The 14,996-nt window shown below is 42.4% G+C and carries 16 protein-coding genes; 2 read left to right on the forward strand and 14 right to left on the reverse strand.

Features of this window, described 5'->3' with window-relative positions; genetic code table 11:
* Positions 1-15 precede the first annotated feature (15 nt).
* Genes YYK_RS05690 through miaA form a run of 5 tightly spaced genes read right to left on the reverse strand, consistent with a single transcriptional unit; the run spans position 16 to position 4,448 of the window.
* Positions 16-771, reverse strand: a complete 756-nt coding sequence (locus tag YYK_RS05690; RefSeq protein WP_012027259.1) for an SDR family NAD(P)-dependent oxidoreductase — start codon at positions 769-771, stop codon at positions 16-18.
* Positions 768-1,697: a ribonuclease Z gene (gene rnz / locus YYK_RS05695; protein ID WP_012027260.1), complete on the reverse strand. Its 930-nt coding sequence runs from the start codon at positions 1,695-1,697 to the stop codon at positions 768-770. The genes YYK_RS05690 and rnz overlap by 4 nt, the downstream gene beginning before the upstream one ends.
* 10 nt (positions 1,698-1,707) lie before the next feature.
* On the reverse strand, positions 1,708-2,337 hold the full coding sequence (locus tag YYK_RS05700; RefSeq protein ID WP_012027261.1) for a cystathionine beta-lyase: 630 nt from the start codon (positions 2,335-2,337) through the stop codon (positions 1,708-1,710).
* Entirely contained in the window at positions 2,321-3,571 is a 1,251-nt protein-coding gene (gene hflX / locus YYK_RS05705; protein WP_012027262.1) for a GTPase HflX, read from the reverse strand. The genes YYK_RS05700 and hflX overlap by 17 nt, the downstream gene beginning before the upstream one ends.
* Positions 3,564-4,448: a tRNA (adenosine(37)-N6)-dimethylallyltransferase MiaA gene (gene miaA, locus YYK_RS05710; protein WP_014917264.1), complete on the reverse strand. Its 885-nt coding sequence runs from the start codon at positions 4,446-4,448 to the stop codon at positions 3,564-3,566. The genes hflX and miaA overlap by 8 nt, the downstream gene beginning before the upstream one ends.
* Before the next feature lie 68 nt (positions 4,449-4,516).
* Here miaA and YYK_RS05715 point away from each other — a divergent pair, with 68 nt between their 5' ends.
* On the forward strand, positions 4,517-4,687 hold the full coding sequence (locus YYK_RS05715; protein ID WP_012775205.1) for a DUF3042 family protein: 171 nt from the start codon (positions 4,517-4,519) through the stop codon (positions 4,685-4,687).
* Positions 4,688-4,786: 99 nt separating this feature from the next.
* On the opposite strand, the gene YYK_RS05720 is transcribed toward YYK_RS05715, so the two are convergent.
* The gene (locus tag YYK_RS05720) at positions 4,787-5,953 is read right to left on the reverse strand and encodes an MFS transporter (protein ID WP_014917265.1); all 1,167 of its coding nucleotides are present in this window, start codon (positions 5,951-5,953) and stop codon (positions 4,787-4,789) included.
* A 198-nt stretch (positions 5,954-6,151) separates the two neighbouring features.
* Between YYK_RS05720 and YYK_RS05725 the strand changes: the two genes are divergently transcribed.
* Positions 6,152-7,300 carry a cobalamin-independent methionine synthase II family protein gene (locus tag YYK_RS05725; protein ID WP_012027267.1) on the forward strand — a complete coding sequence of 383 codons (1,149 nt, stop codon included), beginning with the start codon at positions 6,152-6,154 and terminating at the stop codon, positions 7,298-7,300.
* A gap of 669 nt (positions 7,301-7,969) precedes the next feature.
* Here YYK_RS05725 and YYK_RS05730 read toward each other — a convergent pair.
* From YYK_RS05730 to YYK_RS05765, 8 genes are all read right to left on the reverse strand, one after another.
* Positions 7,970-8,992, reverse strand: coding sequence for a PhoH family protein (locus YYK_RS05730; RefSeq protein ID WP_009910187.1), 1,023 nt, complete (start codon positions 8,990-8,992; stop codon positions 7,970-7,972).
* Between the two features lie 78 nt (positions 8,993-9,070).
* A complete protein-coding gene (locus YYK_RS05735; protein ID WP_009910192.1) occupies positions 9,071-9,286 on the reverse strand; it encodes a YozE family protein in 216 nt (71 codons plus the stop codon).
* Positions 9,287-9,291: 5 nt separating this feature from the next.
* Positions 9,292-9,747, reverse strand: a complete 456-nt coding sequence (locus tag YYK_RS05740; protein WP_012027268.1) for a DUF1801 domain-containing protein — start codon at positions 9,745-9,747, stop codon at positions 9,292-9,294.
* 9 nt (positions 9,748-9,756) lie between these two features.
* Positions 9,757-10,677 (reverse strand): 2-dehydropantoate 2-reductase, encoded by a 921-nt coding sequence (locus tag YYK_RS05745; RefSeq protein ID WP_014917266.1) that lies wholly within the window; start codon positions 10,675-10,677, stop codon positions 9,757-9,759.
* A 9-nt stretch (positions 10,678-10,686) separates the two neighbouring features.
* Positions 10,687-11,541 (reverse strand): RNA-binding virulence regulatory protein CvfB, encoded by an 855-nt coding sequence (cvfB, locus tag YYK_RS05750; protein WP_012775207.1) that lies wholly within the window; start codon positions 11,539-11,541, stop codon positions 10,687-10,689.
* Between the two features lie 131 nt (positions 11,542-11,672).
* Positions 11,673-12,230: a ribosome recycling factor gene (frr, locus tag YYK_RS05755; protein WP_009910199.1), complete on the reverse strand. Its 558-nt coding sequence runs from the start codon at positions 12,228-12,230 to the stop codon at positions 11,673-11,675.
* Positions 12,231-12,364: 134 nt separating this feature from the next.
* Positions 12,365-13,099 carry a UMP kinase gene (gene pyrH, locus YYK_RS05760; RefSeq protein WP_015445263.1) on the reverse strand — a complete coding sequence of 245 codons (735 nt, stop codon included), beginning with the start codon at positions 13,097-13,099 and terminating at the stop codon, positions 12,365-12,367.
* Between the two features lie 166 nt (positions 13,100-13,265).
* Positions 13,266-14,906, reverse strand: a complete 1,641-nt coding sequence (locus YYK_RS05765) for a putative polysaccharide biosynthesis protein (RefSeq protein WP_012027272.1) — start codon at positions 14,904-14,906, stop codon at positions 13,266-13,268.
* Between the last annotated feature and the right edge of the window lie 90 nt (positions 14,907-14,996).

Below are 14,996 nucleotides of genomic sequence, written 5' to 3' on the forward strand. Positions count from 1 at the left end.
GGCGTTTTTCTATGCTTATTTTAAATTAAATACTGTACTGGCCAAGTAGTCTGCTATTCTTGGAAAGAGAGTATAGAGTTTATGAGCAGCTGCTAGTGACCAAGGCAGATTGATGTCTCGTTTCTTCGTCCCCATAGCTGAAACAATCTTCTTGGCAACATAGTCTGGTTGCAGCAAGAAAGCCTTGACGCTCTCTTGATAGCTTCCATCCGGGTCAGCCTGATCGAAAAAGCTGGTTGCGATTGGACCTGGATTGACCGTTGTAACTGTCACACCATACTGGGCTAATTCCAAGCGAATGGTATTAGAAAAACCCATGGCCGCAAACTTGGTCGCTGAATAGACCGAGGACTTAGCTGAAGCAATCAAGCCTGACATGGAAATGATATTGATAATCTGCCCGCTCCGTCTTGCCTTCATTCGTTTACCTACTAAACGGCACATGGTCATCAGAGCAAAAGTATTGATATCAAACATGGCCTGCACCTGCTGGCTGGAAAAATTCTCAAAATCATCGTAAATGGCATAGCCTGCATTATTGACTAGAATATCAATCTGACCAAACTGACTATCCAGTTCATCAAAAAATGCCGTCAGAGCTATTTCGTCTCGGATGTCTACATCAAAGACAGCCTTTTTTTCATGGTAAGCATAGAGCTGCTCAATTTTTGCCACATCACGACCTAGTAAAATCAAAAAATCATCTTTCAGCAATGGCACCATTTCCTGTACCAAACCACCAGAGGCACCTGTGATTAGAATGGTTCTCATAGCTCAATTTCCTCTAAATCTTTGACAATATGAACCTGCTCGAAAATAGTACTTGCATCTTTCCGTAATTGACTAATATCCTTGGATAAAAATCGTGGACTGATATGATTAAGCAAGAGCTGCTTGACACCTGCATCCTTGGCAACCTGAGCGGCTTCCATATTGGTCGAATGCCCGTGCTTGCGAGCAATCTTCTCATCGCCTTTTCCGTAAGTCGCCTCATGCACCAGCACATCAGCATTAACAGCCAAGCGTACACTGGCATGGCACTTGCGCGTATCACCAAGAATGGTCACTACCTTACCAGGCCGAGGAGGAGAAATATAGTCACTCGCGATAATTTCAGTCCCATCTTCTAGCGTCACGTTTTGACCATTTTTGATTTTACCGAATAGGGGACCAAATGGTACACCTGCCGCGCGCAGAGCCTCTGCATCCAATGTCCCTTCCAAATCTTTCTGGATGACACGATAGCCGACACAAGGAATGGTATGGTCCAGCTTTTCAGCGAATACCGTGAATTTGTCTGTTTCTAGGACCTGACCTACCGTATCAACATCAAACTCATGAAAATGAATGCGATAAGGTAGGCGTGTCCCTGATACTTTAAGACTTGCCAAGACAAAAGAACGGATACCAACAGGTCCATAAATATCAATATCTGTCTGCTCCTCGCTAGACTGGAAAGAACGGCTAGACAGGAAACCAGGCAAGCCAAAAATATGGTCACCGTGCAGGTGGGTAATAAAGATTTTAGCCACCTTGCGTGGACGAATGGTCGTTTCCAAAATCCGATTCTGAGTGCCCTCACCGCAGTCAAAGAGCCAAACCTGATTGATTTCATCCAAGAGTTTCAAGGCCAAACTGGATACATTTCGAGCCTTGGAGGGCTGACCAGCCCCCGTACCTAAAAATTGAATTTGCATTGTTTACTTTCTAATGTTTTATATATAAAATTGCAGAGCGACCCGACCAGACATAGTAATGCTGACCAGCATAGCCGTCCGCCACTTCCAGCACTTCTTCCTGATTAAAGCCTGAAATCTTGACCAAGCCTTCTCCGGTTGCCACCTGGGTTAAAAGGTAGTCTGTTTCAACCTCCTCTAACTCGGCGTCCTCAAAGGGATTGACTTTCATAAAAATCTTGCCCTCCTCCACAAAGACGACATAGTGGGGAAAGACTTGGGCGATTTCAAAGAGCAAGCTATCCGTCACTTCCTCTCCTACTTCCGAAAAAACCTGGGCCAGACCGTCCGCCGACACATAGGTAAATCCGAAAGACTTACCAGATAAATTCAGGCGGACAAAGGGCTTGCTTTCAGCAAAGCTGGGTTCTTTTGGAAAAAGGCAGAGCTGCTGAGAAAGAGTGAGATAGTAGTCCGTCGCCTCTTCTGCCCCTTGTTTCTGGTAGATTTCCGCAAAATAGGCATTGATAACCGAAGGCGGTGGCGTGATAAAATCTAGTTTTTGTTGGTCAGTCATATCAGCCAATTTCCTAGCCAGATAGACCTTGTCCAGGCTGGTAAAACCACCGTATTTGATTGCCAAATCAAGATAATCCGTCATAAAATTCTTCCAACTTCCATTTATTGCTGGAAGCGATATAGCCTGATACCACTTCCACATCCTCTTCGTAGGTCCGATTTTCAATCAGAGCCAGAGTAGCTAAATCATGCAATTTATAAGATTCAGCAAGTGGCACCCTGACCTCAAATCGTTCAAACATGGTCTTTATCTTGGCCAAGACCATCATCTGAATATGGCCTTTGGCATTTTCATCCTTAGTGGACAGCATGACATGAGGAAACTGACTGGGGGTAAAGCTGTCATCGGTCTTGTCCAGCTTGTTGTAGAGAGCTAGACGTGGAATGTCCAGCATATCCAGGTCTTTTAGAATGTCCAAGACCACCTGCTCCTGCTCACTGTGATTGGGGTCAGAGGCGTCGATGATATGGAGCAAGAGATCCACGTTCATGGACTCCTCCAAGGTGGACTTGAAGGCAGAAATCAACTCAGTCGGCAGGTCCTGAATGAAACCAACCGTATCGGTCAAGGTCACATTAAATTTGTCTGCCAAGTTAATCTGCTTGGTTGTGGCATCTAGTGTGGCAAAAAGTTCATCAGCCTCGTACTGTCGCTTGTCCGTCATGGCATTCATAATAGTGGACTTACCCGCGTTGGTATAGCCAATCAAGCCGATTTTGAACACGCCTGATTGCAAACGGCGTTCACGGACAGTCGCTCGGTTCTTCTCCACTGTTTTGAGTTGGCGCTCAATGTCATGAATCTGGTTGCGAATGCTTCGACGGTTGAGCTCCAACTGGCTTTCACCTGGTCCACGAGAGCCGATACCACCTGCCTGACGGCTGAGCATGATGCCCTGTCCAACCAAGCGTGGCAACATGTACTTGAGCTGGGCTAGGTGGACCTGCAGTTTTCCTTCGTGACTCCGTGCCCGCATGGCAAAAATATCCAAAATCAGCTGCATACGGTCGATGACCTTGACACCTAAAATCTCTTCCAGATTGACATTCTGGCGGGGTGTTAATCGATTGTTGACGATGACAGTATCAATCTCGTCAGCTTCGACCATCTGGGCAATTTCGTCCAGCTTACCAGAACCGACAAAAGTCTTGCTGTCATATTTCTCCCGCTTCTGCGTATATACTCCTTTGACGAGGGCCCCAGCGGTCTTAGCCAGGCTTGCCAACTCTTCCATGGACACGTCAAAATTATCTGTCTGCTGCAATTCAACTCCGACCAGGAGGGCACGTTCTTGTTCTTTCTGGGTTTCAATCATCTAAAAATTCCTCCACAGCGGTGTAAATCCTATCCTTAACAGCTTCTTCTGATACTTGGTAAAAATCGACTGCCATGCGGTTTCTAAACCAGGTTAATTGGCGTTTGGCAAAGCGGCGGCTATTTTGTTTGACCTTATCAATTGCTTCTTCTAGGCTGATTTGACCTTCTAAGTAGGGGAAAAACTCCTTGTAGCCAATTCCCATAGCAGCTTGAGCTTCTGGGTGTTCTTGGTAGAGCCAGCTAACTTCATCCAGTAAGCCCGCCGCCATCATCTTATCCACTCGCTGATTGATGCGGTCGTAAAGAACCTGTCTGTCATCCGTCAGGCAGATGTAAAGAGGCTCATATCCTGACTCTGTATTTTCTAAGTTTTCGCCAAATTTTTTCAATTCCAGTCCACGAATGATTCTCCGTCGGCTGTTTCCCTCGACCATCAAACCTGCCTGCTCTGCCATTGTTTCCAAATCCTCGTCAGACAAGCAGTCGAGTTCCGCCCGATAAGCAAGTACCTGCTCCTGGTCAACCAGCCCGCCCAGATGGTAGCCTTCAAGCAAGCTCTGAATGTAAAGCCCTGTCCCACCCACGATAATAGGCAACTTGCCACGACTTTTAATGTCAGCAATCAGAGCCTTGGCTTCTGCTACAAATTCATAAGCCGAATAGCCCTCGGTCACATCTCGGACATCAATCAAGTGATGAACCGCAGCAGCCTGCTCTTCAGGACTAGCTTTTGCCGTACCAATATCCAGTTTGCGATAGACTTGCTGGCTATCACCGCTGATAATTTCTCCATTGTAGCGCTGGGCCAAGTCTATGCCAAGGGCAGTTTTTCCTACCGCTGTCGGTCCTATGACCACAATAACTTTAGTTTTCATCTTTTTCCTTGAAAATATTTTGTTTTTTCGCTAAAATCTATTATAACACAAGTAAAGGAGAAATAACTATGGCTAAAGGTTTTGGTAAAGGTTTCTTGACAGGTGTTCTTTCTACAGTTGCTCTTGCAGCAGGCGCAGTCTTCACTGTTCACAAAACAATCATTGAACCAGAAGAAAAGAAAGAAGCTTTCATTGAGGAAAATCGTAAAAAAGCTGCTCGTAAACGTGTGGCACATTAAAAAGCTGGCAAATGTCCAGCTTTTTTTGTTTGACAAAAAATCCCTTAGAAGCTCTGCCATTTTCACAGAAAAATGCCAGCCTTCTTAAGGGATTATACTTTATAAGATAATATCTTCTCTTTCAATGAGAACAATAGTCCACATCATGGCAAGTGTGACGATAGCCAGAGCAAGAATCAATGGCATCCAGTTTCCGAAGATTGGATAGCTGTAACCGAGAAGGCCTGGTCCAAATGCTGCAATGAGATAGCCACCTGTCTGCACCATTCCTGATAACTGGGCAGTAGCCTGGCTGTTGCTTGTTTTCAAAGTAAAGCTCAACATCATATAAGGGAAGAGGGCTGCATTTGAAAAACTTAAAATAATGTGAAGTGCTGACCAAAGAATGAGATTGGTCGGAATCAATGACATCATGAACAAACCAAGTAAGGTAACAGATGAAATAGCCAGCATGATATTTCGACGCATTTCTTTTGTCTGACGAGAAAGAACAGCTGGGATAATCATAGACATGGGAATAGCTGTCATATTGAAGAAACCAGCCATTAGCCCTGCTTCTGCCTTACTAAAGCCAACTGATTGAGAAATAGTTGGCAACCAGGTAATCTCTGTATAGTAGAGGACTGATTGTAGCCCACCAAATATCAAAAAGGCAATCGCTGCTTTATTTTTCCAGATAGATGATTTCTGGTTTCCTTGGTTCTCACTTGCAAATCGATGGTTATTTTTTACATTAGGCAACCAGATCAGGAAAGCCATAAACACCAATCCTGTAATTAATAGAATAAAAAATTCCCAAGAACTAGAGGATACAATTGGAACAGCAATCATAGATGCAACTGTTGCCGCCACCCCCATGAGAGTGATATAAATCGTCGTATACAGACCAATTTTCTTTGGAAAATTAGCCGCAACCAAACTTGGTAGCAAAACATTAATAAATGCTATTGTAGCACCAACAAGCATTGTACCAATGTAAAGGGCTGGTAAGTTGAGAACTCGCATTCCTGAACCCAGCACCATAACCAGTAAGACTAGGCCCATTAGTTTTTCCATGCCAAACTTAGCCGCAAGACGCGGTGCTAAGGATGAACAGAGAGCAAACATGATGAGCGGAATAGAGGTTAAAATTCCTAATGAACTCACTTCTACTCTCAGTCCTGCTGCCACATCTATCAAAATAGCAGGCAAAGCTGTAAAGGGGGCACGCATCACGACCCCTAGCATGACGATTCCTGCAATTATAAATGGTGATTGTTTTTTCATTTTTCTCCTAAGTCTCCTAATGTTCGGATTTCAGCACTTTTGATTATACCATAGTTGACAAATGATAGAAAGTTATTTCCTTCTATTTTTTCAAGTTATAGTTTTTAACTATGGATTTGCCATGAAAATAACTATTTTTCAAATGATAGCTTATGAGTTAGAATAGGTTCATCACTAAAACGAAAGAGAGACACACATATGACAACTTCAAGATTCCAATTAGTCGGTTCACTTCTTCGACCAGCAAACTTAGGAGAATTTAAACGACAAATCGAAGCTCGTGAAGACATCAAATACCCATTCTATGATGACTTCGATGGTTACAAAGAAACTGAAGCTTCACTCATCCAAAAAATTGTTGCAGAACAAAAAGAAAACGGTTTGGATATTGTGACAGATGGAGAATTTGGTCGTTCAATGTGGCACCTAGATTTTCTCTGGGGCTTCGACGGTATCGAGCGTTACATTGCTGAGCATGGTTATCCATTTAAAGACCATGATGGACAGATTTTTGAAACACGTAAGGATATTGGATTGCGTATTACTGCTCCACTTTCTGCAAAAAATCACCATTTCATTGATATTTTCAAACAAGTGAAAGAATTAGCAGGAGAAACTGTAACCAAACAAACTATTTTCGGTCCAGCCCATGCCTTTAATGAATTGACAATTTTCAATGGACAAGTTGGACCAAATCAGGTCTACAAGACTCGTGATGAATTAAAAGTCGGGCTCATCGCTGCCTATAAGGAATTTTTAGACCAGTACAAGGAAGCTGGTGGACAAATCGTTCAATTTGATGACTGCCTTTGGGAATTATTTGACCCTGCTAACCCTGTACCTTTCTTGCCACAAGACGATTCTGAAGCATTGGCCGCTTTGGCTGACGAGTTTGTTGCTATCAATAATGCTGTTATTGATTACGGACATGAAATTGGCTTGACCGTCTGGACGCACAACTGCCGTGGTAACTATGAAAGCCGCTCTGCAGCTGGCGGAACTTACGAAGCTATTGCCGAAAAATTCCTGCGTGACCAAAAATACGATCGATTCTTCCTTGAGTGGGATGATGAACGTGCAGGTGATTTAAAAGCTTTGGAAAGCTTGCGTGACAAGAATGTCGAAGTCGTTCTTGGTCTACTTTCAAGTAAAACTTCTGATTTGGATGATGAAGAACGTGTTTACAAATTACTCGAGGAAGCAAGCAAGATTATTCCAAAAGAGCGTCTCTACTTGTCACATCAATGTGGATTCGCTTCATGTGATTCAGGTAATGAATTGGCCATCCCGCAACAGTGGGCAAAAATTAAACAAGGCCAAGAAATTGCAGAGAAGTTTTGGTCTTAAGCCACTTCTTGTTATTCGTGCATAAAAGCCCTGTCATCAATCAGTGTCTCTAAGTTAACTCTGATCAGTTAATCTATGATATCTAATCCCAAGTATTTTTCCGATGTAATACTTGGGATTTTATGTTCGGACAACACAAAGGGAGGCTTTTTTATATAGTCTACAGGTTTATCACAATTGGCCACGAGGGTTTCATACTTATCGGTGCCGAACATGCGAAAAGAAAGGGAGTAAAACTCGGTTTCATGCTGCTTTTCCCATCTCGAATCCGAATCAGATAGAACCAGCCTTTTTATTGGTAACAATCCATAAAGTTATAGGTTTTATGATCTCTATCCGCTATAATGAGGGCTGGTTCGAAAATGTCGTTAAGATTTAATCTCTAATCCAACTTGAAGTACTAGCAATATTTTAATAGATTTATATGATACCGTTGACAAAGCAACGTTGTGACAATGCTTTAAGGGAGTCGGGCAATAGGATTGGTATAACTTGTGACAAATAGTTGATATTTGCTGTACGATGTGATTTTACGATATGCTGTAAGTCGCTTATTTGGACTAAGTTCCTGTTTGTTTCATCGCTTACAGTATCGTCCATTTGGGCTTTTTATTGTATATTAAATGTAACTAGCATCACAATTCTTTTATATATCAGCCAATGAAACAACTACTCTTCGCCATTGTATTTCCGACTAGGCTCCCCAATCGTTTCAAAACTTGCTCGACCATCCGCAGCCAGAGCCTCCTGCTCATAGGCATTGATAATCTGGGCAACAACTGGGTGACGAACCACATCCTTGGCTGAAAAATGTACAAAATCAATCTGCGGAATTTTGCTTAGTTTCTCTGTCGCATCAATCAGGCCTGACTTAACCTTGCGTGGCAGGTCAATCTGACTAATATCCCCATTGACAATCATCTTGGAATTAAAGCCCAGACGGGTCAGGAACATCTTCATCTGCATAATGGTCGTATTTTGCGCCTCATCCAAGATGACAAAGGCATCTTCCAAGGTCCGACCCCGCATATAGGCCAGCGGTGCAATCTCGATAATCTCGCGCTCCATTAGGCGCGTGGTCTGCTCCTTGCCCAAAATCTGGTAGAGGGCATCATAGACAGGACGCAAATAAGGGTCTACTTTTTCTTTTAAGTCCCCTGGTAAAAAGCCTAAACTTTCACCTGCTTCTACCGCAGGACGGGTCAGGACAATCCGCTTGACCTGTCCCCGCTTGAGGGCTGTTACAGCTAGAGTAACCGCCAAGAAGGTCTTTCCTGTACCAGCTGGTCCAATTCCAAACACGATATCATGACGCTTTACGCTGTCCACATAGAGTTTTTGTCCAAGGGTCTTTACGCGAATGGGTTTGCCATAGTTGTCCTTGATAATCTCTTCTTCATAGAGGGCAACGAATTTCTCAATCTCATCATTTTTTGCCATGGAAATAGCTGTGACCACATCTGGCGTATTGATAACTAAACCACGACTCACCAAGACAAGGAGAGACTGGATAACAAGACGCGCCTGTTCTACATGTTCTTCCTGTCCAATCACCTGCACTTTTTCCGTACGGGCATGAATAACCACACCTAGTTCCTGTTCCATCAATCTCAGATGGCGTTCATTCGAACCAAATAGGCTAAATGAATCATCTGGATGCTTGAGTTGAATATCAATTGAATGTTCTAGCAAGAGTTGCTCCTTTTCCTGTGCTTTTCTCTATTATAACAAAAATAGCCCAAACAAGGCTATTTTGTACTATTTTATCCATCAATGTCCCAAATAATCTTCCCAAATCGCATCAAAATCAGACATGGAAAAGGCAAAGCTGGCCGATTCCTCCAAAAAACGACTGACTTCATCGAAATTATCTGATTGCTTAGGAAAATCAGATTCATCAAAGGCATAATCTGCCAAGATAGCTACTGGTTCATTACTTTTCGGGTTGCGCTGGGTCATCAACCAAGAATAAAAACTTCTTCTCACTACATCTACTTTCTATGATTTTTTTCGTAGAGCTCTATATAGCGCTCCATAGACATCTTACTAACCAATTCCCCAATCAATTCATAAGGAATATTCTTGGGATTTTTCATACGAACACAGGACTTGCCCATATCCAGTTTGGTAGGCACCTGTGCTTGATAAGCAGCAACGAACCAATCATTCAATTCTTGGTCCATATAGATTCCCATGTGGTAGAGGGCGATGTGTGCCTTTTGTGATGCCAAAGCAAGGAATGGCAAGGGCTCTCCCGGTGTGCAATGATAACCATCGGGGTAGGCAGCAAGCGGCACATAATAGTTAATCATACCTCCCAAGATTCCTACTTCAAAACCAGCTGGTAACTGTTCCACAATCACTTGATGGAGCCGTTCAACTACTTCCTTCCGATTTTCAGGCAAGGCAGCCAAATATTCTTCAATCGTTTCCACTTCAATCAGCATGACTTTCTCCTATCTCAACCCCAACATACTTTCCTTGGCATGAATCATATCTGTTATCATCTGACAGTATGGCGTAGAGATACCTGCACGTTTGCCCTTAAAAACAACCGCTCCATTCAGATAATCAATTTCTGTCTTTCGACCATGTTGGACCAAATCCTGGTGCATAGATGGATAGTGATTGGAAGCCTTCTTCGAAGCATCAATAACATATTTCCAAATAGCTTCTTCGTCAATTCCATCTGCCTCAGACTTAGCAACAGCAATAAATTCTTTGAAAATCCCCTGTACTAGATTTAGTCCAGCCTCCGTACCAAATAATTCACCAATTGTACAGTCTAAAATGGTACAAGTTGGATTCATCACACCATTGACACAGGCTTTCTGCCAAATAGCACTGACAACATGATTGTCATAGGTCACATTTAGTCCAGCTTCATTCAGCATTTCAATAATATCCGCAACTGATTGCTCATCACCAAGAATATGCTGAACGGACATAGAACCCGGACCTTCTAAGTGAGCATGTCCAGGACCCTTTAGTCCCGCCAACCACATGGTCACCCCAACCATAATACTTTCATCTGGCACGTACCGACGCATGGTCGTCGCATGCCCCAAACCATTCAAGAGACTCAAAACCTTGGTAGTTGGACCGATAATCGGTTTAATATCCCGCAACATCTTTGACAACTGATCAGCCTTTGTCAGTAGAATAATAAAATCTGCTTCTCTCGTTGCTTCGGTCGGTTTCATGATGGGTAAGTATACAGTTTCCTCTACGTCTCCAGTCACTTTCAAGCCGTTTTCTCGAATCGCTTCGATATGTTCTTCCCAATTATCCAGCAAAATCACTTCATGATTTGTCTTAGACAATTGATAACCAAACCGACACCCCATTGCCCCACTACCAGCAATATATACTAGCATAGACGCCCCCTAGACCAACTCTGTTCCAAAAGAATCCTGTTTAATTTTCCCAGCCTTCATCAAACCACCAAGAGCTTTTTTGAATTGCCCTTTGGAAATACCAAAGGTGGCCTTGATGTCTTCCGGAGCAGACTTATCGTTCAAGGTCATGAAACCTCCATTGCTTTCCAGATAAGTCAATATCATCTGAGCATCATTTTCCAGCATCTCAAATGAACGTGGCTTGAGAGACAAGTTCAAGGTCCGATCAACTGCACGGTAGCCGATGACACGAGCCTCCAAAACCTGACCCAGACGTGGTTCCGCAAATCGTTCACTTGGGTGGATAAAACCAAGCATGTTGTTGTCTGGCAAATAAACAAAAGTACCATTCATTTTCAAACGATAGACAATCGCTCGCAGATTTTGGTTTTGCATATTATCATAAGCAGGTCCAGCCATTTTCTGAAAATCTTCTTGAAAAGCTGGCAGAGCCCAAATGCGGTCCTTCTTATCGACGTCTAATTTGACGTACAACCGATCCCCTTTTTTCGGCCAGAGTTCCTTGATTTCAGGCAAAATGTCCAAGGAAACAACCACTTGCTTGTCTGGTAGACCTGTATCCACAAAGACACCCAAATCCTTACGTACCTCTGTGACAGTTCCCCAACCAAAGCTGGTACGACTCGCCCCAACTTCCTTAGTTGTCAAACGGAGTTTTTGTTTCATATCGGTATAGGCAAATCCTTTAACAGATTGACCTAGACTATGTTCGCCTTCATCCTTAGAAAGAGCAAAGGTTCTACCCTCTTTTTGGACAAAGTAAAACTGATCGTTTTCGTCAGTCACTAAACCAACGATATACTGTGCTAATAAATCATTCATGATTTTCTTCTTTCTGATTAAAAAGTGGGGGAAGTCTTGTCTAACTCCCCCCATTAGATTTCTTATTGGTTCACCACTGGAAGTTAGACAGCCCAGTGATGATCTATTTTTGTAGTCTAAAAACGTGTTGATTAAACTTCCAACAATTCTTTTTCTTTGTCGGCAGTCATTTTATCAATTGTCTTGATAGCATCATCTGTTACTTTTTGAATATCTTTTTCAAGCGTCTTCAACTCGTCTTCTGTGATTTCTTTTGCTTTTTCAGCTTTTTTAGCTTCATCCATGGCATCACGACGGATATTACGGATGGCAACTTTTGAATTTTCACCGACTTTTTTCACATCCTTCGCCAAGTTCTTACGAGTTTCCTCTGTAAGGGCAGGAATAACCAAACGGATAACAGTACCGTCAGATTGCGGTGTCAAACCAAGATCTGAAGCGTTCAAAGCACGCTCAATATCCTTCAAGATTGACTTATCAAACGGAGTAATCAATAGAACACGCGCTTCTGGCACTGTAATACCAGCCAACTGGTTCAATGGCGTTGGAGAACCGTAGTACTCAACTGAAATACGGTCCAACAAACTAGCATTGGCACGGCCAGCACGAATGTGGCTGAATTCACGTGCCAAACTCTGATGAGATTGGTTCATGCGCTCTTGCGCTTTAGCAATAATTTCTTTAGACATAAGACTTCCTTCTTTGTATTTTTTTACAGTCTTTTAGTTTACTTTTAGTACTAGGTAACGAGCCACAGGCATAACCGAAGTTAGACAAGGCGAATTAACGAAGTAATAAAAGAAAAACTAAATGACGATATGATTTATTTTTCTTCTGAAGAATTTGAAACGGTAGTACCGATTGGCTCACCGAAGACAACACGTTTAATATTTCCTGGTTCATTCATATTGAACACGACCAAATCAATATCATTGTCCATTGAGAGAGTTGATGCTGTCGCATCCATGATTTTCAAACCACGACTAATCACTTCACGGTGGGTCAATTCATTGAATTTAACTGCATTAGCATCTTTCTTCGGATCAGCATTGTAGACGCCATCCACACCATTTTTAGCCATCAAAATCGCATCCGCTTCAATTTCTGCAGCACGAAGAGCCGCTGTCGTATCCGTTGAGAAGTACGGAGAACCAATACCAGCTCCAAAAATAACAATGCGACCTTTTTCAAGATGACGAAGAGCACGACCACGAATATAAGGCTCTGCAACTGACTGCATCGCAATCGCTGTCTGCACACGTGTATCCACACCAAGCTGTTTAAGGGAATCAGCCATTACAAGAGCATTCATAACAGTCCCCAACATGCCTGTATAGTCTGCTTGAACTCGATCCATACCCGCTTCAGCAGCAGGCTCTCCACGCCAAAGGTTACCACCACCAATAACAAGGGCAATCTGAATACCTGATTCTGCGACTTCCTGAATTTCCTTTGCCATTTCCTGAACAGTTTTAAGGTCAATACCGACACCACGTTCACCAGCCAAGGCTTCACCAGATAGTTTGATTAGAATACGTTCGTATTTAGGTTTCATCATCTCTCTCCTCTTTTTTATCCCTACTATTCTACCACAAAAACCGTTTTTTTTATACTGAAATCTCCAAGAAAAAAGGAAAATCCTCAACGAACTTTCCTTCTCACATTCTAAAACGCCTCTTTTTCCCAGCTTTTCAATAGTAGAAAATAGAGATCTTTAAAACAAACTAGCCTAGGCGCAATTTCCTCCGTAAACTCTGAGCCCGACTTCCAATTAAACGATCTAGCTGACGAGTCTTCAATGTCAAGATGACAAAGACAAGCATACCTGCTCCACCTGCAACAGCCAAGTGGATAAAGCTAGATACATAGCCATTTGCTGGAAGGATAAGATTCAAGACAAATTCAATCCCCCATACAACGAGTCCCATTACGATAGAAATCCAACTAATGGTCGCAATATCTTTTATCACTAGTCTTTCATCAATATGCAGAACCTTGTCAATTCGCCTATAGAAGAGGTACAGCATAATTCCCAACCCAAATATCGTTGAGATAAAGCTACCATATACCTTAAAGACATAGATCATTGGTACTTGTAAAACGATTTTCACTAGCATCCCAATCAAGAAATAATAAATGGCTCTTCTATTTTCAAATATCGCTTGAATGACCACACTAATGACAGAATATAGTCCCAGAGGTAAAATTAAAAATAAGTTCCAAATAAATAGAGTAATGGCGATAGGCTCTGACGGTCCGTAAAAAATCGTATAAAGTGGCCCAGCTAACAGGACTGTTCCAACAATTGCCGGTATAGTGAATATAAAGAGTAATTGTAGATTATCCGCCACTAAATGAGACGCCGCCTTCAAATCTTTCTTGACAAATTTCTCTGTAATCAATGGAATAGCAACACTTCCCAAACTAAGTGAAATCCCGATAATCATCATCGTAATCTTACTTGGATTGGCAGCCATATATGAATAAAGTTCCAAAAGTTCCGAATTACTGTAATCCGTAATTCTTTCCATAACACGAATAAACGTGACTTGGTCAATAAACTGCAATAATTGAATCGTTAGACCTAAAATGATAATTGGAATCGCATCTCGAACAGTTTCCTTAATAAGTTGACCTGTATCCAAAGAAATCTTTTGTTTCTTAGCATGAAGCAACTTACCAAGGTAACCTTGCTTCCATAAAGTATAAACTAAAATCCCAACACTAGCAATCATCCCGACAAAAGCTGCAAAGGTAGATTGGACAACCGCTTCAAGATAGTCACCGCTACCCAACTTCATAATCATAAATGTTGCTGCCAGTATCCAGATAACCCGTACCAGTTGCTCTGCAAGCTGGCTGATCGCATAGGGCTTCATATCGTGCCGACCTTGGAAAAAACCACGCAAGATACTCATGGCTGGGAAGATAAAGAGAGGCGGGACTAGACTATACATGACTGGAAGTAACTTTTCTTTCGACCCCGATGCGTCTGCCAACCACGGAGCACTTAGATACATGACCCCTGCAAAGACAGCCCCAAAGACCAACATGAGCTTGAAGAATTCTCTGACCAAGTAAAGCGACACCTCTTCTTTACCCAAGACATTGTATTTAGCTACTTGTTTAGCAATAGCTGTCGGAAGACCAGCTGTTGAAATCAATAAGAAGTTGGCATAGATTTGATACCCCATACTAAAGAGGGCATTGGCTTCAGCTCGATATTCCCCTAACCAAATATACCAGGGAATAACATAAGCAACACCAAGCAGGCGACTAAGAATATTTCCAGCAGTCAACCAAGCCAAGCCTCTGGCCATTGTCGCCTGTTCTTTGGACTGCTGCATTTCAACTTTTTCGGACATTTTTCTATTACTTTCTATGTAAATATAAGACAGGAAAAACTCAATTATTAATTTCTATTTTTGGATTTTCACAAAGTCTAACTCTTTCAT

It is taken from the genome of Streptococcus suis S735 (assembly GCF_000294495.1).
In the GTDB taxonomy this organism is placed as follows: Bacteria; Bacillota; Bacilli; order Lactobacillales; family Streptococcaceae; genus Streptococcus; species Streptococcus suis.

Coding starts and splice junctions, on each gene's coding strand:
- YYK_RS05690 (WP_012027259.1), bottom strand. CDS start 771: ATGAGAACCATTCTAATCACAGGTGCCTCTGGTGGTTTGGTACAGGAA.
- rnz (WP_012027260.1), bottom strand. CDS start 1,697: ATGCAAATTCAATTTTTAGGTACGGGGGCTGGTCAGCCCTCCAAGGCT.
- YYK_RS05700 (WP_012027261.1), bottom strand. CDS start 2,337: ATGACGGATTATCTTGATTTGGCAATCAAATACGGTGGTTTTACCAGC.
- hflX (WP_012027262.1), bottom strand. CDS start 3,571: ATGATTGAAACCCAGAAAGAACAAGAACGTGCCCTCCTGGTCGGAGTT.
- miaA (WP_014917264.1), bottom strand. CDS start 4,448: ATGAAAACTAAAGTTATTGTGGTCATAGGACCGACAGCGGTAGGAAAA.
- YYK_RS05715 (WP_012775205.1), top strand. CDS start 4,517: ATGGCTAAAGGTTTTGGTAAAGGTTTCTTGACAGGTGTTCTTTCTACA.
- YYK_RS05720 (WP_014917265.1), bottom strand. CDS start 5,953: ATGAAAAAACAATCACCATTTATAATTGCAGGAATCGTCATGCTAGGG.
- YYK_RS05725 (WP_012027267.1), top strand. CDS start 6,152: ATGACAACTTCAAGATTCCAATTAGTCGGTTCACTTCTTCGACCAGCA.
- YYK_RS05740 (WP_012027268.1), bottom strand. CDS start 9,747: ATGCTGATTGAAGTGGAAACGATTGAAGAATATTTGGCTGCCTTGCCT.
- YYK_RS05745 (WP_014917266.1), bottom strand. CDS start 10,677: ATGCTAGTATATATTGCTGGTAGTGGGGCAATGGGGTGTCGGTTTGGT.
- cvfB (WP_012775207.1), bottom strand. CDS start 11,541: ATGAATGATTTATTAGCACAGTATATCGTTGGTTTAGTGACTGACGAA.
- frr (WP_009910199.1), bottom strand. CDS start 12,230: ATGTCTAAAGAAATTATTGCTAAAGCGCAAGAGCGCATGAACCAATCT.
- pyrH (WP_015445263.1), bottom strand. CDS start 13,099: ATGATGAAACCTAAATACGAACGTATTCTAATCAAACTATCTGGTGAA.
- YYK_RS05765 (WP_012027272.1), bottom strand. CDS start 14,906: ATGTCCGAAAAAGTTGAAATGCAGCAGTCCAAAGAACAGGCGACAATG.